The sequence below is a fragment of the Palaeococcus ferrophilus DSM 13482 genome (genome assembly GCF_000966265.1).
Classification (GTDB): Archaea; Methanobacteriota_B; Thermococci; order Thermococcales; family Thermococcaceae; genus Palaeococcus; species Palaeococcus ferrophilus.
In genome coordinates, this window is sequence record NZ_LANF01000011.1 from 59,317 (window position 1) to 81,802 (window position 22,486).

Genomic DNA, 22,486 nt, shown 5'->3' on the forward strand with positions numbered 1-22,486 from the left:
GAAGAATCACAACAGCAAAAGATAAACTTTGTGGAAAGGGAAAAGGAAGAACCTCAGAGGCTCGAGAGAACCTTGGTGGTCACATCGTTGCCCTCTTTGTCGTATATCCTGACGTAGGCCTTGGCGGGCACCTTCATGTTGGCCCTCCTCATGGCCTCGAGGGCGAACTTGAGGTGGTTCCTGTTGACCCAAACGGTGAGGAGCTTCTGATCCTTCTTGAGCCTTGCGGCAAGGCCTATCGGCTTTCCGAAGGGCCTCCTCATACCGTTTCCGTAACGGTCGGCCTTCCTTCCGGTGGCCATCGGGTTCTCACGGAGCACCTGGAAGGGGTAGACCCTTATCTTGAAGTGGAAGTTGCTCCTACCGATGTTCCTGCTGAGGTAACGGTTGAGCTGCTGCCTTATGGCCTCGAGGGCGTTCTGCCTGATCTGAACGGGGTGTTCCATGTGAAGGCTGACCTCGTACTCAAACTCCGCTGAGAGGTTTCCCATATCGAAGATGGTGATCCTCGGGCCGGGGGCACCCCTTATGTACTCTCTCCTAGTGTAAGCGGGCTTTTTGACTTTTCTATCAATCTTAGCTGGTCTCAATCCCATACTCTCACCTCCAGATGAGCATGAACCTATTGCCTAACAGATTCCCCGTGCTTATAAAAGTTTTGGAAAGCCATTTTTAACGGTTACGGAAAGTTGGGGTATCGCGTTTTTTTAGCCCAAACGCCGAGAGCATCAGGAGCAGGGAGATGGGGAGGAAAGATAGCAGGCCCGAGTTGAACGTCAGCCCGAACCTCACCTGCCCGAAGGAGTAGGCGAACCCAAAAAGCATCCCTCCCGCGAAGGTGGAGAGGTTCTGGAGAGCGTTGATGCCGCCTATGGCGAGGGAGGAGCGGTGGTAGGTTGAGAGCACCTTTCTCGAAATCGGCCTAAAACTCTGGAAGGCGAAGAGCGCGAGAAATATTCCAAGGAAAACCGTTGGGGCCGTTTTTATGGAAGCGAACAGCGGTGAGAGCGCCGCCATGAGCGACGTAAGCACGACCATCATCCTCTCGCTTCTCACATCGGCAAGCCACGAAACACCGTAGCTCAGCATGGCCGCGAGAAAGCCCGTCCACCCAAGGAGCGTTGCGGTGGTAGCCCTGTCCAGTCCCAGCGCCTCCGAGACGTACACATACGTTATCTCGCCGGAGGTGAAGGCAACTATGGCAGCCATGAGCGAGGCTATGACAAGAACCCTTCTGGGGTCGAGGGAGGGTCTCTCCCCGCCAGGGGTTTTCTTTCTCCTCGGGACTATCCAGCCATCGAGCAAAACGTAGCTCGCCAGCATTATGAGGCCCGTGAGGAGGAAGAAGGCCGAAGCGAGCCACATCTGGCCAGAGAGCCCCCATCGAACTGTGAAAGCGTAGGCGTAGTTGCCGAGGAGAGAAGCTATGCTGCCAAAGAGGAAGTAGACGGAGGTAACCCTCGCCCTTATTTCCTTTGGAGTTACCACCGCTATCACGAACTGAGCCATCGGCCAGCTAAGGCCGTTTAAGAAGCCGTTGAGGAGTTTTATCCCCACCACCTGCGGCCAGCTTGAGGTGAGTGGATACAGCTGGACAGCTATTGCGTTGCCCATCATCGCTAAAGAACCTATGTAAACGAGCTTCTTACCTCTCTCAAGGATTAAGCCACCAAAAAGGGAAGATAACGCCCTCGCGAGGACAAAAGATGTTGAAACCACGGATAGGGAGAGCATGCTGGCCCTTAGAACGTCTCGCGTGTAGAAGGCCACCGCTGGAGTGGCGAGGCGGAAGGCGAGCGTGCCTGTGAATGCTGAGAGCACGAGAAGTGCTATTCCCAAAAGTCGTCTTCTCTCCATTCGATCCCCCAAAACTGTAGGGACCGGGCTTTAAAAGGGTTGGTGGTGCCCAAAAGCATTTAACCATATCAACCGAAGGGGAAAGGGGATCCCCATGAGGAGAAGCCTGTTTCCGGCACTGGGGAAGTTTAAAGCCTATCTCAACACCGCAAGCATGGGGCTCATGCCTTCAACGGTTCTCCACGAGGTGAACAAACTCCTAACGGACGTACTCGACTTCGAGGGGAACGTAAACTCCGTTGACTATATGGACCCGGCCTTCCTCGAACCAGCCCTCAGAGAGGCTGCGGAGCTGATGAACGTCAAAACGGAGAACGTCGGCCTTTCCGTTCAGACGACCGAGGGATTGAGGAGGATTCTCGTATCCCTCGAACCAAGGAAGGGCCAGAACGTGGTTTCACTCGACACGGAGTTCCCAACGCTACCTGCCCTCCTGAAGAGCTACTCCAGAAGGTTCGGACTTGAGTTGAGGGTGGTGGAGAACAGAAACGGCGTACACCCGCTGGAGGACGTGGAGAGGGCCATAGACGATGACACCTTCGCGGTCATCCTGAGCAGCGTGAACTGGGCCACGGGCGAGAGGATGAACCTCAAGGAGATTTCAAGGGCCGCCCACGAGCACGGTGCCTATCTCATAGTTGACGCCGTCCAGCACCTCGGCTCACTCCGCCTCTACCCCGAGAAGGAGGGGGTCGATGCCCTGGCGGCCGGCGGCGAGAAGTGGCTCCTAAGCCCTGACACCGGGGCGGGGGTAATCTACGTCTTCGACGAACTCTTGGAGGAGATGAAGCCCCTGACCGGGCTCCTCAACAATGAGCCTCCCACCGGGGAGTGGGGCACGTGGTGGAGGCTGCCGGAGAAGGATCCGTGGGGAGTGCTGAAACCCGTCAATGGTGCCAAAAAGCTCGACTTCGGCGGCGGGCCGCCCTACCTGGTAGCGGCGGCCTTCAGGGCCTCGCTGAGGCTGATAAACGAGATCGGGATAGAGGAGATAGAACGGCACAACCTTAAGCTGGCGGGAAGGATAAGGGACGAGGCGATCAGCGCGGGCCTCGACGTGTTCGCAGAGGGCTCGGCGATAGTGACGATAAAAACCGGCCTGAGCTACGAGAGGGAAGAGGAAATCCAAAGGATGCTCAAGGATAAAGGGATAGCCGTCAGCCACCGCGGGGTTCTCGGTCACTACGGGATAAGGGCCTCGCCGCACCTCTACAACACAATGGAGGACGTTGAGACCTTCCTTGAGGAGCTTTTTGCAAGCATGGCCGATTAAACCACGTTTTTATTTTCTCATAATGGGGGAAGAAGGGTTAAGAGGAGAAGAGCCCAGCGGCTCCTTTTCCCTCTTCAACCGCCTTTCCTACCTTCAGCTCCATCCCGAAGGCGTTCGTAACGGTGCCCTCCTTGGCCGCCCAGAGGCCAGCCGGAAGAACTAACACGTCCCCCTCAAGCTTCCTCCCCGTCCTCCCTACCACGACGTAGGCTTCACTATCTGGAATTCCCGTTATTCCCGCCCTGATGAGTCCTGCTGCGTTAACTCCCTCATGGAGTATCAGCGTCGGCACTTCGAGGGGCTCCGCAGGTCCCTCGAGTAGCGCTATATCATAGTCCTCCTCGACCACCTCCTTACCCCTCAGGAGTATTTTGAGGAGAGGGTACTTCTCGGGGTCGGCCTTAAGGAGGACGCGCTTTGCCTTTTTGATATCCTCAAGAGTAGCCGTTGAAAGCCTGCCCTCAACCGTTGAGCCTATCGGGATGCCGTGCTTTTCGGCGAACTCCTTAAAGAAGGCTATCTCCTCGTTGGTCAGTTCTGGCGTGAGGATGAGCGCGTAGCCCTTCTCGGCTATGAACCTCTTCGCTTCTTCCCAGCTCACGGGCTTTCCGTTGAGGAGCGGCTGGACTAAATCCTCGGCCCAGGGTCTGGCGAAGCGGCAGGTGTCGCATAGGTACCTGTTCCAGCTCTCCTCGACGCTCGACGCCCTCACGAGCATTCCGTCGTAGACCTCTATGTTCATCTCGCAGGCGAAGGAACAGCCGTTGCAGACCGTTTTGACGGGGGTGGTCTTCCACGGGCCGGGCTTGACGAAGGGAAGCTTCTCGGTTATGGCCCCAACGGGACAGACGTCTATGGTCTCGCCGATGAAGACTCCTTTAGCGTCCCCCAGCGTCTCGCCGAGGGGCGGCGAAACCCTCGTCTTGAAGCCGCGGAAGAGGTAGTCGAGCACCCCCTCACCGGCAACATCGTGGGTAAACCTTACGCACTGGCCGCAGAGGACACACTTGTTGTTGTCGAGGGTGACGAACGGGTGGCTCTCGTCGAGCTCGAACCTGTTTTGCTCTCCCTCAAAGGCCTCCTGCCCCGCGTTGTAGAGCGTGGCGTACTCCCTCAGCTTACAGCGGAAGACCTCCATACAGCCACAGCTCATACAACGCTTGGCCTCTTCGAGCACCTGCTCCTCCGTCAGGGAAGGCTCGACCTCCTCAAAGTTCCCCTTCCTGATTTCGGGATCGAGGAGTTCCACCTTCGCCCGCGGCTTTCTCTCAACGCCCTCGTAGTCCTTCTCCGTGACCTTCTTCCAGTGGTTGTAGGGCCTGAGGTCGAAGAGCACACGGTAAAGGTCATCGTCGGCCAGAACTTTCTCGATGTGCTTCTCGGGCTCAAGCAGAACTTCCTTGGCCTTCTCAAGCTTGCCTTTAAGATACAAGTCTATCATTATCGCCGCCCTTCTCCCGGTGGCGATGCTCTCTATGACCGTCGAGGGACCGAGGACCAGGTCACCACCCGCGAAGACACCCGGAATGCTCGTCTGGAGAGTTACATCGTCCACGAGGGCCTTTCCGCGCTTCGCCTCTATGCCGAGGCCCTTGAGAAACCCCTCGTCGCAGTACTGGCCTATCGCGAGGATGACGTTGTCGGCCCTAACGCGGAACTCGGAACCCTCTACCGGTATCGGCCTCCTCCTGCCGCTGGCGTCCGGCTCGCCGAGGCGCATCTTTATCAGCTCGACTTCCTCGACCCTGCCGTCTCCGAGTATCTTGACCGGGTTCGTGAGGAAGAGGAACTCGACGCCCTCCTCGATTGCCTCCTCGACCTCGCGCTCGTTGGCCGGCATCTCTGCCTTGGAGCGGCGGTAGACAACGGTAACCTTAGCTCCAAGCCTTAAAGCCGTTCTCGCAACGTCCATGGCGGTGTTCCCACCGCCGACGACGATAACGCGCTCGCCGAGCTTCACTTCCTCGCCGGTGTTGACCCTCCGCAGGAACTCTATTCCGTGCATCACCCCCTCAAGCTCCTCACCCGGGATGCCCAGCTTCCTGCTCCTCCAGGCACCGACGCCGAGGAAGACTGCATCGTACGCCTCCTTTAGCTCCTCAAGGGTAACGTCCCTCCCGAGGGCAGTGTTGGTCTTCACCTCAATGCCCGTGTCGATGACGGTCGCGATGTCCTTGTCAAGGACGTCCCTTGGGAGCCTGTAAGGAGGAATGCCGTAGCGCATCATTCCGCCGAGCTTAGGCATCGCCTCGATTATCGTCACCTCGTGCCCCATCGTGCGTAGGTAGTAGGCACATGCAAGGCCAGCTGGCCCACCGCCGACGACGGCAACGCGCTTCCCGGTTGAGGGTGGAATCTCAGGCATCCACGGGCCGTGCTCGAGGTCGTAGTCGGCCGCGAAGCGTTTGAGCTGTCTTATCGCCAGGGGCTCCTCAACGAGGTTCCTCCTGCAGGCCTCCTCACAGAAGGCCGGGCAGACCCTCCCGAGGACAGCCGGGAGAATGTACTTCTCCTTCATCAGCTTCACGGCCTCGTGGTACTTGCCCATCGCTATGAGCGCTAAATACCCCTGGACGTCGCTGTGGGCGGGACAGCCGTCCTGGCAGGGCCCTATACAGTCGCCGTAGTGGTCTGAGAGAATCAACTCCAGAGCGGTCTTCCTCATCGAGACAACTTCGTTCGTGAGCGTTTCAACGCTAAGGCCTTCAATGGGCTTGAGGGTGCACGATGTTGTAACGCCCCTCGGAGTGCTCACGAGGCAGAGCCTGCAGGAGCCGTAGGGCTCAAGCTCTTCGGTATAGCAGAAGCCCGGGACGTGGGTAATCTCGCGCAGGAACTCTATGAGGGGCCTCCCCTCCGGAACCTCCGTTTCCTTACCGTTGAGGATAATCCTGACCATCACTCATCCCTCCCGGTGAGAATCTCTATGGCGTTGAACCGACACACCTCGTAGCAGGTACCACACTTGATGCATGCCTCCTGGTCGATGACGTGGGGCTTGAGCCTCTCGCCGCTGATAGCTTTGACTGGGCAGAATATCGCGCAGGCGGTACAGCCGGTACACTTGTCGGTGATTATGACGTACCTTATGAGCGGCTTGCAGACCTTCGCCGGACAGCGACCGTTTATGTGCTCGATGTATTCTTCCCTAAAGTAGCGGAGCGTCGTTAGAACCGGATTTGGAGCCGTTTGCCCGAGACCGCAGAGCGAGCCGGCCTTGACCTGATAGGCGAGCCTCTCAAGCTTTTCAAGGTCCTCCTCGGTCGCCTCTCCCTTCGTGAACTTGTCAAGTATCTCCCACATCCTCTTGGTGCCGAGACGACAGAAGGTGCACTTGCCGCAGGACTCCTTAACCGTGAAGTCGAGGAAGAACCTGGCAACGTCAACCATACAGGTGTCCTCGTCCATGACGACCATTCCGCCGCTGCCCATTATGGCCCCTGTCGCGTTCACGCTCTCGTAGTCAACGGGAGTGTCAAAGAGCTCTTCCGGAATGCAGCCGCCCGAGGGGCCACCAAGCTGAACCGCCTTGATCCCCTTGCCAGTCTTCGTCCCGCCGCCTATCTCGTAGAGTATCTCCCTAAGTGTGATTCCCATAGGAACCTCCACGTTGCCGCCGTGCTTTATCTTGCCCGATAGCGCGAAGACTTTCGTCCCCTTGCTCTTCTCCGTTCCAAGTGAGGCGTAGGCCTCCGGGCCGTGCCTTATTATCCAGGGCACGTTCGCCCAGGTCTCCACGTTGTTTATGTTGGTGGGCTTTCCGAAGAGGCCCTTCTGGGCAGGGTATGGGGGTCTCGGCCTCGGCATGCCACGCTTACCTTCAATGGAGGCTATGAGTGCAGTCTCCTCACCGCAGACGAAGGCTCCAGCCCCTTCCTTGATGACGATGTCGAAGGAGAAGCCGCTCCCGAGGATGTTCTCCCCCAGAAAGCCCCTCTCCCTAGCCTGCTGGAGAGCTATCTTTAGCCTTCTTATGGCCAGCGGGTACTCCGCTCTCACGTATATGAAGCCCTTCGTTGCCCCGATTGCGTAGGCACCGATTATCATACCCTCGATTACGCGGTGAGGGTCGCCCTCAAGGACGTTCCTGTCCATGAAGGCTCCTGGGTCGCCCTCGTCGGCATTGCAGACTATGTACTTCTCGTCCCCCTTCGCTTGGCGGGTGAACTTCCACTTCAGCCCCGTGGGGAACCCGGCACCCCCGCGACCGCGGAGACCGGATTTTGTGATGACCTCTATTATCTCCTCCGGATCCATCTTAAGGGCCTTTTTGAGGGCCTCGTAGCCGCCCGCTTGGATGTACTCGTCTATGTTCTCGGGGTCTATGTAGCCGGAGTTTTCGAGGACTATCTTCTTCTGCTTGGCGAAGTAACCATCAACGTCCCATGTCTTTCTCTCGCCGTTCTCCCACCAGTCGCGCTTGACTACCCACTCCTCCACCGGCTTCCCGTTGAGGACGTGCTCCTCTATGATCTTCGGGACTTTCTTGGGGTCGACGTGGCCGTAGGTGATAATCTCATTCTCGGTGATTATGTCCACGAGGGGCTCGCGGTAGCACATGCCGACGCAGCCGACTATCTTGAGGGGAACATCTATACCGCGCTCCTCAAGCTCCTGCTTTATCGCCTCGTAGGTCTCCTTGGCACCTGCCGCTATACCGCAGGAGTTCATACCCACTGCTATGGCCTTGACCTCAGACATCGAGCTTCCCCTCCCTGAGCTTCCTGATGAGCTTCCTCACCTTCTCGGGAGTGAGCTTGCCGAAGACCTTCTCGTTGATCATGATGACGGGAGCGAGGCTGCAGCAGCCCAGACAGGCGACGCGCTCGAGCGTTACCAGCCCATCTTCCGTCGTCTGACCCTCCTCTATGCCAAGCTCCTCCGTTATAGCCTGCGCTATGTTGACCGCGCCGTTGACGTGGCAGGCGGTGCCGTGGCATATCTTCACAACGTACTTCCCGAGCGGCTCGAAGCGGAACTGGGCGTAGAACGTAGCGACACCGTAAACCCTGCTCAGCGGAAGCCCGAGGTAGTTCGCTATCTCCTCCATGGCCTCCCGCGGAAGGTAGCCGAAGCGCTCCTGCGTCCTCTGGAGAAGGGGGATGAGAGAGCTCGGCTCGGGAGGATAAGAGCGTATGTAATCGAGGTTTGCTTCCATAACACTCACCTGCACCTTTTTCGAAAAAATTTCGACTTTAATGTTTATAAAAGTGCACTAAAGCACATGTTTGAAACAATTGGTTGGCAACCGTTTGTTTGAAAAATTCTTAAATCGTTTCTTTACAAACTTAAAATTGACAATCCCCGTATGGCGGTGGTGCCTTTGAGATATATAAAATTGCCTTCCGAAAATTTTGAGGAGTTCTTCAACTCGCTGAAGAGTCTGGGGAGGGTGTACGCCCCGGTGAAAAAGGGAAAGGTCTATTCTTTCCAGGAGGTTCAGACGGCTGGGGACATGGCCCTTGACTACAACAGAACCATGCTCCCGCCGAAGAAGTTCTTTGTAAGGCCCAGGGAGAGCATTCTCCACCTCAAGAACGGCAGATGGGAAGACGGTGCCAAGGAGGAGATGTTCGTCCTCTTCGGCCTCCACTCCTGCGACATCCACGGGCTTAAGATACTCGACAAAGTGTATCTCGAGGAGCCCGCAGACCCCTATTACAAAGCGAGGCGCGAAAAGGCTTTCATAGTCGGGATAAGCTGCATTCCAGATGAGTACTGCTTCTGCCGGAGCCTGGGAACGGACTTCGCCATGGACGGCTTTGACCTCTTCCTCCACGAGCTGCCGGATGGATGGCTCGTCCGCGTCGGGAGCGTGAGGGGGCATGAGGTTGCTTGGGAGAACGAGGAACTGTTTGAGAGCGTTACAGAGGAAGACCTCGCGAACTTCAGGGCCTTTGAAGAGAGGCGCGCGGCCTCTTTCAAGAGAAAGCTCAGCAAGGAAGGCCTTGCCGACATGCTCGACTTAGCCTACAACAGCCCCGTGTGGAAAAAGTACGCGGACATATGCCTCGCCTGCGGCAACTGCAATATGGTATGCCCAACCTGCCGCTGTTACGAAGTTTGCGATAAGTGGACGAACGCATATGAGGCCGTGAGGGAGAGGCGCTATGATTCCTGCTTCATGGAGAGCCATGGTCTCGTTGCAGGCGGCCACAACTTCAGGCCGACGCGTTTGGATCGCTTCAGGCACCGCTACTACTGCAAGAGCTACTTCGACCCCTCGGCCGGCTTTAACTGCGTCGGTTGCGGCCGCTGCGACGAGTTCTGTCCCGCTAAGATAGAGCACGTTAAGGTTCTCGACGAGGTAAGGGGGTCACTGCAATGACCGGGAATCCGTACCTCTCTTACGACGCGAGGATTCTTGAGGTCAAGGATCTGACACCGAGGGAGAAGCTCTTCACGCTCCGCTTTGTTGACCCTGAGGCAGGAGAAAAGTTCGACTTCAGGCCGGGCCAGTTCGTGATAGTGGACGTCAGGGGCTTCGGCGAGTTCCCGATAAGCCTCTGCTCCTCTCCCACAAGGAGGGGCTACATCCAGCTCTGCATAAGGAAGGTCGGCAGGATGACGAAGTTCATCCACAGGATGAAGGAAGGCGAGGTAGTCGGCATCCGTGGCCCCTACGGCAACGGCTTCCCCATGGAGAAAATGGAGAGCTCTAACCTCGTTCTCGTGGCCGGCGGTCTCGGGATGGCGCCTTTGAGGTCTGTCCTCTGGTACGCGATAGATTCAGGAAAGTACGAGCACATCTGGCTCTTCTACGGAACGAAGGCCTACGAAGACCTGCTCTTCAGGGATGAAATAGTCCATCTCCTGAAGCACGGTGATGCCATGAACTGCAACGTAAAGCTCGCCTACGAGGTCGAGAGCCCCTCGTGCGTCTACCTTGAGAAGGGCTTCTCGGACAGGGTCTGTCGGGGGGTTGTGACGGACCTCTTCCGCGGGGAGGAGTTCGACGTGAACAACACATACGCCCTCATCTGCGGGCCTCCGGTGATGTACCGCTTTGTGATAAGGGAGCTCCTGGACAGGAAACTCTCCCCAGGGAGGATATACATGACCCTCGAGAGGCGCATGCGCTGCGGAATCGGCAAGTGCGGCCACTGCATCGTCGGGACGAGCACGTCAATCAAGTACGTCTGCAAGGACGGCCCGGTCTTCACGTACTGGGACGCCCTCTCAACAAGGGGGTTGATATGATGGGAAAGCTCAAACTCGGTGTTTTTGAGCTTACGGACTGCGGCGGCTGCGCGCTCAACATACTCTTCCTCTACGAGAGGCTCTTCGACCTCCTGGAGTACTACGAGATAGGTGAGTTCCACATGGCTTCGAGCGTGCACGACGGCAACCACTACGATGTCGCCATAGTCACGGGCACGGTCTCGAGCCACCGCGACCTGGAGCTTCTAAAGAATGCCAGGAACCACTCCGAGTACCTGATTGCGCTTGGGACGTGCGCCACACACGGGGACGTCCAGGCGAGTGTGGAGGGAAAGATTCGGGAGAAGCTCGAAAGGGTTTACGGCACGCGGGGGAACCCTATGAAGGCTCTGGAGTCAAAGCCGGCCGTTGAGTACGTGGCCGTTGATTTGGCAATCCCCGGCTGTCCCTATGACAAGGAAGAGCTGTACCAGGCACTCATGAACATAGCGAAGGGCATAGACCCGGTTCGTCCGGACTACCCGGTATGCGTCGAGTGCAAACTCAACGAGTACGAATGCGTTCTCGTGAAGAGGAACCTTCCCTGCCTCGGGCCGATAACCCTCGGCGGCTGCAACGCCGTCTGCGTACGCTCCGGTCTCGGGTGCATAGGGTGCAGGGGCCCTCTGCCCGGCGAGGTAAACCCCGCGAGCGAGTACGAGATACTAAAGGGCAAGGGCTACGATGACGACTACATAGTAAGGAAGTTCAAGACCTTCGCGAGGTGGGAGCCGTGATAATCGAACTGAGGGAGTTTGCGCGCGTTGAGGGCAACGGGAAGGCTGAGATACTCATCGAGGACGGCGAGGTCAAGGACGTGAGGCTCAAAATCGTCGAGGGCCCGCGCTTCTTCGAGCTCCTGACCCTGGGAAGGCACTACTACGACGTGCCCGACCTTGAGGCGAGGATATGCGCGATATGCTATCTCGCCCACAGCGTCGCCTCTGTCATGGGGATAGAGAGGGCCTTCGGCGTGGAGGTTCCGGAGGAGATAACCCTCCTCAGGGAGCTCGGCCTCATAGGGGAGTTCCTCGAGAGCCACGCACTGCACCTCTACCTACTGGTCGCACCGGATGTTTTCGGCTACCCCGACGCCATAAGGATGGCGACGAAGCACGGCGAGCTCGTGAAGGAGGGGCTCGCGCTCAAGGCCTTCGGCAACAGGATAAGGGAGCTCATCGGTGGAAGGGAGATTCACGGCATAAACGTCAAGCCAGGCGGATTTGGACGTTACCCCACCACCGAAGAGCTCGAGGCAATGGAGCGGGAGAGCAAGGCATTTCTGAGGCTCGCCAAGAGGGCGGTGAGGCTCTTCGCCGGACTTGAACCCTACGGCGAGAAAGCTAAACACCTCGTCGCCACCGACGGCTACCTGTGGGGGGAGGAGCTAATCGCCGAGGATAAAGAGAGCTTCCACTACACTGAGAGAATAGAGGAGCACTCCCTCGCATACAGTTTCGCCAAGCAGAGCCGCTATAACGGGGAGAGCTTTTTCGTCGGGGCCTTGCCGAGGCTCCTGCTAAAGGGCGAGCAGTTAACGCCCGAGGCGAAGCGCCTGCTGGAAGAGCATAGGGAGAAACTTGAGAGCGGCCATGTGAGCTACAACAACCTCGCGCAGGCGATAGAGCTTGTGTACTCCCTCGAAAGGGCCAACGAGATAGCGAAAACACTCCTCGATAAGGGCATCTCAGGCGAGAACGTCCCCGTGGAGCCGAAGGAAGGAGAGGGAATTGGCTACGTCGAGGCACCGAGGGGAGTCCTGATACACCACTACCGCACCGATTCGAGCGGGAAGATAGCCTACTCGAACATCATAACTCCCACAGCACTGAACCACGCCATGATTGAGGCCAGCCTGCTGAAGGAAGCCAGAGCCCTCTACGGTGAAGTCGAGGAGGCGGAGATGGTGCAGAGGCTGGAGGAGACGGTGAGGGCCTTCGACCCGTGCATCTCCTGCTCCGTCCACCTCGTGAGGCTTTGAGTTTTCTTTTTTCTTCATTTCAGCCTAACTTTTGTGAGGAGAGGGTATGTTCCAACGTTCCGGGGCAACCTTTTCCCAGAGAGCACCCATGAACCACTCCCGCCAGACCACGAGATGATGGACCGAAGGAACCGAAAAGTATTTGTAAACTCGTGAGCAGGTTTTGGTATAAAGCAAAAGGCGGTGGCAACAATGTCACTTCAGGAAGTGTACACCCTCCTTGACTCCATGAAGTTTGGTGAGACCGTCCTCGTTGAATACCAATCTCCGAGCTACATCCTTGACTTCCTCCTCCTTCTCCTGAAGCACTACGCCGATGAGAGAGGGCTCCCCCTCGTCATTGATGACAACCTCGACATCCTCCACGTTGTAAACGAACACCTGAAGCTTTTTGGTGTGGAAGGTGCCTTTGACGGGGCGATGGTTGTCAAAACGGGCGGAAAGATAAACGTCGGGAACGTCGTTGGGAGAATCCCCCTCGAAGGAGAGCCCTCCCTCTATCTGAGGAGGTATGAACAGCTCTCGAGGGAGGTATTGTCAGGGGTTAAAAATGCAATCAACGCCGTTATCGGGCTTGAAAGACTCTTCGCCTTCACAGAGAACAGGGCCGACTTCTACAGCATAATCTCCTCCATCCAGACCTTCGTCGGGAATCACGGGAGAAAGGCATTCTATTTCGTGGACGTGGATATTGCCGAAAGGGTCCCCTTCAACCCCCTTCCCGAGCTCGAGAGGATAGCCACGACGGTTATCGTTACGAGACCTCAGAAGGACAGAGGAATTGGAAGAATAGTAAAGGGCACGAACGTTGAAGCCCTCGGAAAGGAAATTGAGGTATCGCTCACCGAGCTCCTCTGAAGAGCAGGGCGAGCAGGGCTACCAAGAGTATCAGCGCCGGTCCGCACGTCCCCTTTTCTTCCGGCTTTTCGGTGGTTAGGAGCACGGTGGCGTTGGTTCTCCCGTAGAGCGTCACGTTGAGGGGCTCAAGGTCATCTCCGTAGAGCTCAACGGAGAAGGTTCTCCCCTCCGGCAGGGGCACTATCTGGAAGTAGTACTCCCCGTTCCGGAACAGGGGCATTGGCTCCGCCAGCTCCGGAATGTCGCCCTTTATCCAGAGCTCACCCCCATTGACGAGGCTCGCGTTCACCACGAGGAGCGAGGCCCTGACTTTTCCGCTCAAATAGTGCAGTTTGAGGTGGTTGCTCTCCTCCTTCCCCTTCGCCCACACGTCAATCCACGCCTTGGGCGTTTTCAGCTCCGGAACCGCTATCACCGCATAGCCCTCGCCGCGCTCGACCACCTTCGCCTTCTTTCCGCCCACGAAGAAGTCCTCGTCCCCCTCAAGGGCTCCCCCTACGATAACCCTCATCCCGGGCCGGGCGGTGTAGGGGGTGAGCGAGCCAAGGAGGGGCTTCTTCTGCTCCCCACCGTAGGGGAAGACGAGAACCCTGTGGGCGGGGGCGCTTATAACTGCCTTTCCGCCCTTAACCTCCATCTCCACGCCGTAGAGGACGTCCCTGTAGGTGCCATCGGGCCAGCCCAGGTTCAGGGAGAGCTCCCTTGAGTCGAGCTTGTTCACCACCACGAGAACCCTCTCCCCGCCGAAGGCCCTCTCGAAGGCCCACGTATCGTAGTCTGCATAGAGGGTGCTCAGGTTCCCGTAGGCAAGGCCGTCGTTGTTCTTCCTAAGCTCCGCGAGGGTTCTTATTATCCTCGATGCCTCCGTGGCGTTGTCGAAGACCATCATGGGCCTGTTGTAGGGGTCCCCATTGCCGTCGTGGCTGACCAGGTAGCTCTCGTCCCCGTAGTAAACAACCGGAACCCCCGGGAGCGTGAGTGTGAGGGCGAGTGCCATGTGGTACCTCTCCCTGTCGGGGTTCTCGTTGAGGAAGCGCACGAGGTCGTGGCTGTCGAGGAAGTTGATTTGCTTGGCCGGATAGACGAAGCCCGAGAAATACCCCTCAAGCGTCTCAGCTAGACGCTTCATGCTCCCAGCTTTGGCGAAGGTGTCCACTATTGCTCCCCTTATCGGGATGTTGATCACCGGTGCGTAGTCGGAGTAGAGGTAGAGCCACCCCATATCGTCGTCCCTGCTCGTATCGAGCTTGTAGTACTCGCCGAAGGTGAAGAGGGGCTCATCGAAGTGTGTGTAGAAGCCCACGAGCCAGCCGAGGTCCATGTGCTTCACGGCATCGAGGCGGAAGCCGCAGGCGCCGCTGTTAACGAAGAGCTCCGCGCCCTCCTTGAGGTAAGAATCAACCCACGGGTTGAGGTGGTTGAAGTCGGCCAGACCGTAGAGGTTTTTCGATTTCATCTCCCAGCCGTAGTAGTTCTTGATGTTGCCGTTGTGGCGGTAGACGTTCTCAATGCTCCCCGTGTAAGGGTTCACGGTGGCGTTCTTTCTGTCCGCGTAGTAGTTGGTGATGAAGGTGCCGTTGTCGTAGAGGGCTCCAAACTCGCCATCCGTGGCCGGGTTGGAGTGGTTGGGGACGTAGTCAACCACGATGCAAATCCCGCGCTTTTTTGCCTCCTCGACGAGTCTTCTAAACGCTTCCCAGTCCCCGAAGTGTTCCTCTATCCGCTTGTAGTCTTTCGTCCAGTAGCCGTGGTAGGGGGCGCTCGCGAAGACCATAGTGTCCACGTTGTCGTTGAGAGGGGAAAGCCACAGCACCGTCACGCCGAGGCTCTGGAGGTAGTCGAGCTTTTCCGTTATTCCCTCGAGGTCCCCGCCCCAGTAGAGGCGGTAGTTCCTGTGGTCCGGGTCGTAGAGGGGGGCGTTGTTGCTTGAGTTGCCGTCGTAGAAGCGGTCAACCATTATCTGGTAGATAACCCCCTTCTCGGGGATTTGATACGCCGAGACCCCGGGGAGGAGGAGTAAAAGTATGAGCAGTACCGCTACTCTACGCATTGTATCACCGCGAGTGAATAAGGAGGAGAAATTATAAGTCTTGCGCCGGAAGGCGTACCTCGCCGGAGCGGGGCCCCTTCGTGAAGCGGAGCACAAAAATCCAAATAGGCAAGTGTGAGGGGTGAAGAGCAAATCCCCTCAAACCACCCTGCCCTCCGTGAGAACCCTAGGCGCTATGAAAGTTCCTATGCGCTCCGTTTTATCGCCAACGGCCCTTACCTTCTTCAGCAGCTCGAAGACGTTTCCGGTAAACATGTTGTCCTTGAAGGGCACTACCTCCCCATTCCTCACCACGTAGCCCAGTCCGACGGTTAGGGAGAAGTCGCCGCTCACGGGGTTGGCGGTGTGCTCCCCGAAGACCCGCTTTATGATGACTCCCTCGAAGTCCTCAAGGCTTTCCTTCCCCGGCTCCACGATAATGTTGCTCGTCCCGATGTGGGGCTTTGTCCTGAAGTCCCTGACCGCGTTCCCCGTGCTCTCCACCCCAAAGAGCCTCGCGTAGTACTCGTCAAAGAGGAAGCTCTTAAGCTGGCCGTCCTCAACGAGGGGCGTTCTCCTCCCGGGGTTGCCCTCCCCGTCGAAAGGATAGCTCCCCATCCCTCCTGGAAGGGTCGCATCGTCCACGAGGGTTAAACCGCCCCCAACCTCCTCGCCCGGCTCCCTAAAGCGGGAGCGTCCGTGGTGGACGTTCTCCGCGTTGAGGTTCTCGACGAGAATACCTATCACCGCGGAGAGGGCGTGGGGTTCAAGGAGGAGCTCCCCACCATAGCTCTCAAGGGGCCTCGCCATGTAGCTCAGTTCGGCCTCCTCGAGGGCCTTCGAGATACCCTCCTCAAAGGCATCCTCGAGTTTGGGGAGCGTCCTGAAAGTAAGGTAGTGGCTCCCGGTCCCCGTTTTATCCCCTCTCCTCACCACGTAGGTGGATACCGTCATGGCCGTGGCCTCACTCTCCATAAAGATACCGTTGGAGTTGGCCACACCGTCGTGAGCCACTCCGAAGGCGAGGGAGGCGGAAAAAAGGTACTCGCTCCCGAGGCGCTCCATCTCGGCCCTCTCACTCCCGAGGAGCTCGAGGGCATCGTTAAGGGCCTCCTCAAAGCCCATGTTCTCTATCTTGGGGTCGTAGAGGTCCTTTACCCTGGGAACGGGCTTCCGGTCGGGAAAGCCCAGGAACGGAACCCCACCAACCTTCGCGAGCTTTATGGTATGCTTAACGAACTTCTCGAGGGTCCCCCTATCGTGGGTAAGGCCCGTGATGTAGGAAAAGCCCTGCTTCCCGTCCACGCCGATTCTGAGGCCTACCCCAGAGTGAAACTTACGCTGGGCCCTCTCAAGTTCTCCGCGCTCTATTTTAAAAGAACTTCCCCTCCCTTTCTCCCAGTAGAGCTCCCACTCAACGTTTTCCCTCTCGAGGATTCCTATGAGCTCGTCTATCATTTCAATCCCCCCACGAGGGCCCTCGTGAGTATATGCGGCCCACCGTCATCAACGGGCACCCACTGGCCCTTGCCGCAGTAGCCGGGGAAATCAACCCGCAGGTCCTTCCCTATGGCGCGGATTTCCCTCAGGACGTCAAGTATCTTGCCCGAGAGGGCCACGTCCCGGAGATGGGCCTTTATCTCGCCGTTCTCTATGAGGTAGCCCTCCTTGGCCCCGAAGGTGAAGGTGCCGTTGGCTATGTCAACCTCACCCCCCTTGTCGCCCACCATGTAGAGGCCCCTCCTAACCTCCGCCACCATCTCCTCAAAGCTCCAGTCCCCGGGCTCTATGAAGGTGTTGCTCATCCTCACGAGGGGCTGGTGAGCGTAGCTCTGGGCCCTTCCGTGGCCGTTCGGCTCGAGGTTCAAAACCGCGCTCGTCTCCCTGTCGTTGAGGTAGTTGAGAAGCACACCATCCTTTATTATCTCAACGCGCCTAGCCTTTATCCCCTCGTCGTCGTAGACGTAGGATCCAAACCTGCCCGGGAGCGTGGGGTCGTCCACAACGGTGAGCCCCTCCACGCCTATCCTCTCACCGAGCCTCCCGGCGAGTATGCTCTCGCCCGTTTTGACCGCGTCAGCTTCAGCCGCATGCCCTATGGCCTCGTGGATAAAAACGCCGGCAAGTTCCGGGTCGGCTATAACCTCAAACTCACCCGATGGCGGCGGGGAAGCCCTGAGGAGCGATAGAGCCTTCTCCTTAACGAAGGAGGCCCACTCCTCCACGTTAACGCGCTCGATTATCTCCCATCCTCCCGTGCCCCCGAATATCTTCCAGTAGGACTGCATCTCCGCGTTCTCCTTGGCAGTGGCGCTGAAGAAGAGCCTCGCCCTCGGCACGACCGTTTCAACCTCGCTCCCCACGGAGTTGAAGTAGAACTGCCTCTTAACGCCCTCCCCGTAGGAGACGCTCCTGTTGGAGATGCCCTCCCCCATAAGGTGGCCGTCTATCTCTCGAACCAGCTCAAGCTTCTCCTCGAGGGAAACGTCATCAAAGGGTCTCCCCATGGGGATAACCGCCCTGTCCTTAACGGGGTCGCCCTCGTATACCCTGGAAGAGCCGCCCGAGAGGCGGGCTATTTTCATGGCCGTCTCAATGGCCTTTTCAGCCCTCGAGAGGTCGTTAGCGCTTGAGAAGCCCCAGGAACCCTTGAAGGCCCTCACGCCTATTCCAACCTCGGTGTTGGCGGAGAGCTCCTCAAGCTCGGAGTTCTGCATGTGAATCCCCAGAGCGGTCGTTCTGACGATTCTAACCTCGTAATAATCAATCCCGTGCCTTCTCGCAAGCTCCTCGGCCTTTCTCACAATGGCTTCGTACTCCAAAACCCTCACCTGTGAATGAGGCCGTTGAGTAAGTTTTAAAACTTTCGAGGGAGAAAATTTTTGGATGATGGCCATGCGCCGGTACCTCTCTTCCGTTCTAACCCTCGCCCTATCGCTCATCCTGATACTCTCACTTACCTCCTTCTCGAAGGCGTTTCTCAAGGAATCCCTTGAGGAGGGAAGGCCCCAGAGCATTGAAGAGCTCCTTCTGAACAGGGAGCCGCCGGAGGGCCTGAACGAGTTTCTCAGGGGCATGAACATGACCCCTCCAGGCGGGGGGAACGCTACGCCCAATACGCCCAAGATGAAGACCCCCAATGAGGTGGACGTACGCCAGAACCTGTACTCCCTCCTCGGGAGTGAGGCCAGGCCGGTTATGGTGGTCTCGGGAGCGGCTCACACGAACTACCTGCGCCAGAACGTCTACACCACCTACGAAAACGGCGTGTGGAAGGGGGCACCAGAGGACTTCTCCCACACCACTCCGGAGCTCCCGGAGGTGGCGGATTGGGTTGATGCCACCACGGTCAGGGACGAGATAACGGTGAAGCCCGTCGAGCCGATTGAGGGGAACCTCTTCACGGCCCTCTACACCACGGACGTCTCCACGGAGGCGCTTTATTCGCCCTCCTCAAACCTTTTCCGGGCCATCAATGAAGTCCCTGAGTACAGCTTCACGACCGTGCACTACATCCCCTCGAAAGGGGCTACATTCTCTTTAAGGTCGCCACCCATGGAGGAGTACCTCCAGGTGCCGGAGGTGAGCGAAAGGGTTAGAGAATTTGCTAAATCCCTCGTGAACGATGGCATGAGCGACTACGAGAAGGCGGAGGCGATAGAGAACTATCTACGGAACAACTACGTCTACGACCTGAGGGCCCCTCCTGCCCCCGAGGACGTTGACCCGCTTGAGTGGTTCCTCTTCCACTCGAAGAGGGGCGTCTGCCTGGACTTCAACTCCGCCTTCGTAATACTCGCGAGGCTCAACGGCCTCTCAGCAAGGCTCGTAACGGGTTTCTACATTGACGCCACGCCCTACGAGCAGGTTGTCAAACTCAACCAGGCCCACGCGTGGGCGGAGGTCTATTTCGAGGGACTCGGATGGGTGGTGTTTGACGCCACAGGAGTACCGGAGGAGCGCGTGAGGGTGCGCGAGAGGGCTGTGGAGGAGAGCATCATCACCGCCGAACAGCTCCGCGGGATGATGCCCCAGCCCTACCGCCTCATAGTGGAGCCCAACCCCCTCCACCTGAAGGTCGGGGAGGAGGGAAAGGTCAACGTCACGCTCATAAGGGAGGACTCAACTGTTCAGGCCGACTTTCTCGTGAGCTTCTCACCCCCCTACGGGGACGCGCTCATCCTCCACGGGACCAACGTCACGGAAAGCACGAGGATAGGGGCCTTTGACTCCCCCGGAAACTACACCTCTGTGGTAACGGCCTCTCTGGGTGGGAACACCCTGACAACCGAAACCCTGAGGATAATCGTGGAGGAGGAGAGATTCAGCATAACCGCCACTCCCTCCAACGTCACGACTACGAGGGGGAGATGGGTTGAGGTGAGGCTCAGGGTAATCCCAAGCGGCGGCTTTAGAAGGGTGGTGACCCTTAAACCCTCCCTCCCCTTCAACTGGAGCCTCTCGAGGAAAGCCGGAGTTCCCCCCTTCGAGAGCACTCTGAAATTCTACGTCCCCGAAGATGCCGAACCCGGCAGCTACGTAATATCCATAGTGGGGAATGGAGGAGGCAAAACCTACACGCTCCAGGTGCCCGTCAGGGTGGTCGCCCCCACGAGGGTGGAGATAACCGACTTCCAGAGCGAGGCAAGGCTCGGGGAGTGGATGTGGGTGAAGTTCAGGCTCACGGACGACTTTGGAAGGCCACTCCCCTACGGATCGGCAGGGGTGGACGGGATTTACCTGACGCTGAACAGGACGAAGGAAGAGGAGGGCGTGCCTTTACCAAGGAAGGGACTCTCCTACTGGGAAAAGGGAGAGGTGGAGATGGAAGTCTTCATCCCGGCGGAGCTCGACGTTGGGGAGTACCACATCGTCCTCCACTATCCGGGCAACGGCTACTACCTTCCCTCCAACAGCGACCCGGTGGTGAAGATAAAGGCCGAGAGCGAGTTCGAGGTGGAGACGTTCAACCTAACGCGCGCCGGCGAAGTCAGAATCCTCGGAACCCTCAAGGAAAAGTACGGGAAGGGAATAAAGGGTAGCGTAAGCCTTTTCCTCGACGGAAACCTTCAGGAGTTCATCGAAACCCACGAAAACGGCACCTTTGAGGGGAGAGTTACGGTAAGCCCCGGAGAGCACACGGTGAGACTGGAATATGGAGGAGACGAGTACCACGATGCAACCTCAGCGGAGTGGAGCTTCAGGGCCGTGGACGTCATCGTTAACGCGCCCGAAACCTGGGAGGTGGGCGAGAAGGTCAGGATAACGGGAAAGGTCCTTGGAGTGGAGGAGGGCATGGTGTTCCTCTCCTCCGCCTTTGAGAGCTTCAACGCGACGCTGAAGGACGGGAACTTCACATTTAAGGTAAACACCACGAAACCCGGGGGTTACACGCTCATCCTCTCCTATGAAACGCTCCCCCTCTGGGAGGGGAAGGTCAAAGTGGTCTCCCCCACGAAGCTCGAGGTCGAGGCACCGAAGATCAAAGCTGGAGGAGAAGAGAACGTCACGGTAAAACTTACGGACGCCATGGGGAACCCCCTCCCTGGAAGGACTGTCGAGGTCACCATAGATAGGACGTATAAGGCCACAACGGACGCCAACGGGAGCGTTGTAATAACGGTGAAGGGAATTAGGAGGGGAACATACGACGGAGTGGCCGTCTTCAGGGGAGAGGAGTATTACATGCCTTCCGAGGTGGCCTTCGAGCTCAGGGTGTACTCCTACCTGGACTACCTGCCCTACATACTCTCCGCCCTCCTCGTGCCAGCAGCGCTTATAGCCTACAGGAGAAGGGACGAGCTGGAAAAGCTCGTGATGGAGTTTCTACCCGAGCCCCTGAGGATAGCCTTCGACAGGGAGCCACCCGTTTACGGTGTGGGCGATGGGATAAAGGTCTCCCTTGAAGAGGAAGCGGAGCTCTACGTGGACGGGGAGCTTATCGGCCGCGGAAGGGAGTTCACCCTCTCCCTCATTAAGGGAACGCACGTGGTCGAGGCGGTGGGCAGGAAGAGAGGAAAGGCCAGAGTCCACGTGGTTGACTACCGTGAGGAGGTAATCCGCCTCTACGGGAAGCTCCTGAAGAAGGCGGAGGAGATGGGGATTAACACAGAGGACAGGACACCGGAGGAAGTGAGGCGCTTTTTCGAGGAGAAGGGGTATGACCCCGGGGCGCTTAAGGAGCTCACATGGCTGTTCGAGGTGGCCAGGTACAGCATCTACCCCTTCGGCTGGGAGGACTTCCTGAGGTTCTACAGGGCGCTTTCGGAAGTTGTGGGTGATCCCTATGGAGAGGAAGATTGACGTTGGGACTTTCATAACGTACCCGCTGCTCATGGGAGTGGTCTACCTGCTCTCCGGCTACTCCCTCACGGAGGCCTATGTGAAACCGTTCCTCCTTTCAATGGAGGCTTTCCTCGGGGCGCTCTTTGCAGGGGCGGTAATGGAAGGGTTTGAAGAGACGAAGAGGGTAAGCGGTCCGGTCAAGGGGCTGGGGGTGGTGCTCTTCACCTACCTCCTCCCCGAAGAGGTTCTCCCCTTCAGCCTCCACGACCCCCTCGCCTTCCTCGCCCTCGGCGTTTGGGTTGCCTCCCTCGCCCCGAAGCTGCCCCTAAGGGCCTCATTCGTGGTGAGGGGGGTTGGAGTGTTCACAGCCCTCTACGCCCTCTCAACCGTCGAGCAGCTGGCCCTATTCGCCGACGCCTTCATCTACGCCGGAATAGCCGTTCTCGTGGCGTATACAGCGGTCACACTCGAGCACGAGGGAATCATCCCCGGCCACTTCGTAGAGAGGAACCTCGTGGCGATAGCCCTCGTGGCGGGAACGGTAGGCCTCTACCTCGACGTGAGGCCCTACGCGAAGGAGAACTTCCCGGAGCTGGTGTTCTACGTTGACTGGGGGCTGCTCGCCCTCGCGGTGATCCTCGCGGCGCTTGCCCTCTACGCCAACTTCTCAAAGGAGAACCTCGAGAACTACCTTGTGGGGGAGTGGAGGAAGCACGAGAGCTCCGTCCAGATAAGGGCAGATGAAGAGTTTGAAACGGCCAAAAAGGCAATAGAAGACTTCGTTGTGAGAAAAAAGAAAGCTCCCCTCCTGACGTTCCTCACGCTCTACGGGGGGAGGGTCATGGGTAGAGAGGCGGTGCTCGAGCTCATAGAGCCAATAGCCGAGTACGGGGAAGAACCCATATCCCCCTTCACGCCGGGCTGGCTGAAGAGGAGGCACGAGAAGGCAATGCTTGAGAAGAGGGTGAAGCTTGTTGAGGAGGCTCTGAGAAAGCTCGAATGA

Annotated in this window: 16 protein-coding genes; 8 read left to right on the plus strand and 8 right to left on the minus strand. The window is 57.8% G+C overall.

Annotation, left to right across the window (positions count from 1 at the left end; all coding sequences use genetic code 11):
- Positions 1-53 precede the first annotated feature (53 nt).
- Together PFER_RS05400 and PFER_RS05405 are read right to left on the minus strand one after the other, a co-directional pair.
- On the minus strand, positions 54-596 hold the full coding sequence (locus tag PFER_RS05400) for a 50S ribosomal protein L16 (protein ID WP_048149587.1): 543 nt from the start codon (positions 594-596) through the stop codon (positions 54-56).
- A 76-nt stretch (positions 597-672) separates the two neighbouring features.
- Positions 673-1,857 carry an MFS transporter gene (locus PFER_RS05405; RefSeq protein ID WP_048149588.1) on the minus strand — a complete coding sequence of 395 codons (1,185 nt, stop codon included), beginning with the start codon at positions 1,855-1,857 and terminating at the stop codon, positions 673-675.
- 94 nt (positions 1,858-1,951) lie between these two features.
- Here PFER_RS05405 and PFER_RS05410 point away from each other — a divergent pair, with 94 nt between their 5' ends.
- On the plus strand, positions 1,952-3,130 hold the full coding sequence (locus PFER_RS05410; protein WP_048149589.1) for an aminotransferase class V-fold PLP-dependent enzyme: 1,179 nt from the start codon (positions 1,952-1,954) through the stop codon (positions 3,128-3,130).
- A gap of 37 nt (positions 3,131-3,167) precedes the next feature.
- Here PFER_RS05410 and PFER_RS05415 read toward each other — a convergent pair whose 3' ends face one another.
- From PFER_RS05415 to nuoE, 3 genes are read right to left on the minus strand one after another with little or no spacing between them, the layout of a single operon-like run.
- Positions 3,168-6,029 carry an NAD(P)-binding protein gene (locus PFER_RS05415; RefSeq protein ID WP_048149590.1) on the minus strand — a complete coding sequence of 954 codons (2,862 nt, stop codon included), beginning with the start codon at positions 6,027-6,029 and terminating at the stop codon, positions 3,168-3,170.
- Positions 6,029-7,831, minus strand: a complete 1,803-nt coding sequence (nuoF, locus tag PFER_RS05420; RefSeq protein WP_048149592.1) for an NADH-quinone oxidoreductase subunit NuoF — start codon at positions 7,829-7,831, stop codon at positions 6,029-6,031. Before nuoF ends, PFER_RS05415 begins: the two co-directional genes overlap by 1 nt.
- Positions 7,824-8,288 carry an NADH-quinone oxidoreductase subunit NuoE gene (nuoE, locus tag PFER_RS05425; protein ID WP_048149595.1) on the minus strand — a complete coding sequence of 155 codons (465 nt, stop codon included), beginning with the start codon at positions 8,286-8,288 and terminating at the stop codon, positions 7,824-7,826. The genes nuoF and nuoE overlap by 8 nt, the downstream gene beginning before the upstream one ends.
- Before the next feature lie 165 nt (positions 8,289-8,453).
- On the opposite strand from nuoE, the gene shyB reads away from it, so the two are divergent.
- The 5 genes from shyB (at position 8,454) to PFER_RS05450 (ending at position 13,169) form a co-directional block, all read left to right on the plus strand.
- Complete coding sequence (shyB, locus tag PFER_RS05430; RefSeq protein ID WP_048149597.1) at positions 8,454-9,458, plus strand: NAD(P)-dependent hydrogenase/sulfhydrogenase 2 subunit beta; 1,005 nt, start codon at positions 8,454-8,456, stop codon at positions 9,456-9,458.
- Positions 9,455-10,330: an NAD(P)-dependent hydrogenase/sulfhydrogenase 2 subunit gamma gene (shyC, locus tag PFER_RS05435; RefSeq protein ID WP_048149600.1), complete on the plus strand. Its 876-nt coding sequence runs from the start codon at positions 9,455-9,457 to the stop codon at positions 10,328-10,330. Before shyB ends, shyC begins: the two co-directional genes overlap by 4 nt.
- The gene (gene shyD / locus PFER_RS05440; RefSeq protein WP_048149602.1) at positions 10,327-11,067 is read left to right on the plus strand and encodes an NAD(P)-dependent hydrogenase/sulfhydrogenase 2 subunit delta; all 741 of its coding nucleotides are present in this window, start codon (positions 10,327-10,329) and stop codon (positions 11,065-11,067) included. Before shyC ends, shyD begins: the two co-directional genes overlap by 4 nt.
- Positions 11,064-12,311, plus strand: a complete 1,248-nt coding sequence (gene shyA / locus PFER_RS05445; RefSeq protein WP_048149604.1) for an NAD(P)-dependent hydrogenase/sulfhydrogenase 2 subunit alpha — start codon at positions 11,064-11,066, stop codon at positions 12,309-12,311. The genes shyD and shyA overlap by 4 nt, the downstream gene beginning before the upstream one ends.
- Before the next feature lie 192 nt (positions 12,312-12,503).
- On the plus strand, positions 12,504-13,169 hold the full coding sequence (locus tag PFER_RS05450) for a DUF257 family protein (protein WP_048149605.1): 666 nt from the start codon (positions 12,504-12,506) through the stop codon (positions 13,167-13,169).
- Here the strand turns inward: PFER_RS05450 and PFER_RS05455 are convergent.
- The 3 genes from PFER_RS05455 to PFER_RS05465 all read right to left on the minus strand — a co-directional run bounded on the left by PFER_RS05455 (position 13,153) and on the right by PFER_RS05465 (position 18,020).
- Positions 13,153-15,219, minus strand: a complete 2,067-nt coding sequence (locus tag PFER_RS05455) for an alpha-amylase family glycosyl hydrolase (protein WP_048149607.1) — start codon at positions 15,217-15,219, stop codon at positions 13,153-13,155. The genes PFER_RS05450 and PFER_RS05455 overlap by 17 nt on opposite strands.
- A 138-nt stretch (positions 15,220-15,357) precedes the next feature.
- Positions 15,358-16,656 (minus strand): TldD/PmbA family protein, encoded by a 1,299-nt coding sequence (locus PFER_RS05460; protein ID WP_048149609.1) that lies wholly within the window; start codon positions 16,654-16,656, stop codon positions 15,358-15,360.
- Positions 16,653-18,020: a TldD/PmbA family protein gene (locus tag PFER_RS05465; protein WP_048149612.1), complete on the minus strand. Its 1,368-nt coding sequence runs from the start codon at positions 18,018-18,020 to the stop codon at positions 16,653-16,655. Before PFER_RS05465 ends, PFER_RS05460 begins: the two co-directional genes overlap by 4 nt.
- Positions 18,021-18,084: 64 nt before the next feature.
- On the opposite strand from PFER_RS05465, the gene PFER_RS05470 reads away from it, so the two are divergent.
- On the plus strand, positions 18,085-21,501 hold the full coding sequence (locus tag PFER_RS05470; RefSeq protein ID WP_048149615.1) for a transglutaminase domain-containing protein: 3,417 nt from the start codon (positions 18,085-18,087) through the stop codon (positions 21,499-21,501).
- On the plus strand, positions 21,485-22,486 hold the full coding sequence (locus PFER_RS05475) for a hypothetical protein (protein WP_048149617.1): 1,002 nt from the start codon (positions 21,485-21,487) through the stop codon (positions 22,484-22,486). Before PFER_RS05470 ends, PFER_RS05475 begins: the two co-directional genes overlap by 17 nt.

Bases quoted from the DNA above. Each gene is read 5' to 3' on its own strand.
- PFER_RS05400 (WP_048149587.1), bottom strand. From the start codon at position 596: ATGGGATTGAGACCAGCTAAGATTGATAGAAAAGTCAAAAAGCCCGCT.
- PFER_RS05405 (WP_048149588.1), bottom strand. From the start codon at position 1,857: ATGGAGAGAAGACGACTTTTGGGAATAGCACTTCTCGTGCTCTCAGCA.
- PFER_RS05410 (WP_048149589.1), top strand. From the start codon at position 1,952: ATGAGGAGAAGCCTGTTTCCGGCACTGGGGAAGTTTAAAGCCTATCTC.
- PFER_RS05415 (WP_048149590.1), bottom strand. From the start codon at position 6,029: ATGGTCAGGATTATCCTCAACGGTAAGGAAACGGAGGTTCCGGAGGGG.
- nuoF (WP_048149592.1), bottom strand. From the start codon at position 7,831: ATGTCTGAGGTCAAGGCCATAGCAGTGGGTATGAACTCCTGCGGTATA.
- nuoE (WP_048149595.1), bottom strand. From the start codon at position 8,288: ATGGAAGCAAACCTCGATTACATACGCTCTTATCCTCCCGAGCCGAGC.
- shyC (WP_048149600.1), top strand. From the start codon at position 9,455: ATGACCGGGAATCCGTACCTCTCTTACGACGCGAGGATTCTTGAGGTC.
- shyD (WP_048149602.1), top strand. From the start codon at position 10,327: ATGATGGGAAAGCTCAAACTCGGTGTTTTTGAGCTTACGGACTGCGGC.
- PFER_RS05450 (WP_048149605.1), top strand. From the start codon at position 12,504: ATGTCACTTCAGGAAGTGTACACCCTCCTTGACTCCATGAAGTTTGGT.
- PFER_RS05455 (WP_048149607.1), bottom strand. From the start codon at position 15,219: ATGCGTAGAGTAGCGGTACTGCTCATACTTTTACTCCTCCTCCCCGGG.
- PFER_RS05460 (WP_048149609.1), bottom strand. From the start codon at position 16,656: ATGATAGACGAGCTCATAGGAATCCTCGAGAGGGAAAACGTTGAGTGG.
- PFER_RS05470 (WP_048149615.1), top strand. From the start codon at position 18,085: ATGATGGCCATGCGCCGGTACCTCTCTTCCGTTCTAACCCTCGCCCTA.
- PFER_RS05475 (WP_048149617.1), top strand. From the start codon at position 21,485: ATGGAGAGGAAGATTGACGTTGGGACTTTCATAACGTACCCGCTGCTC.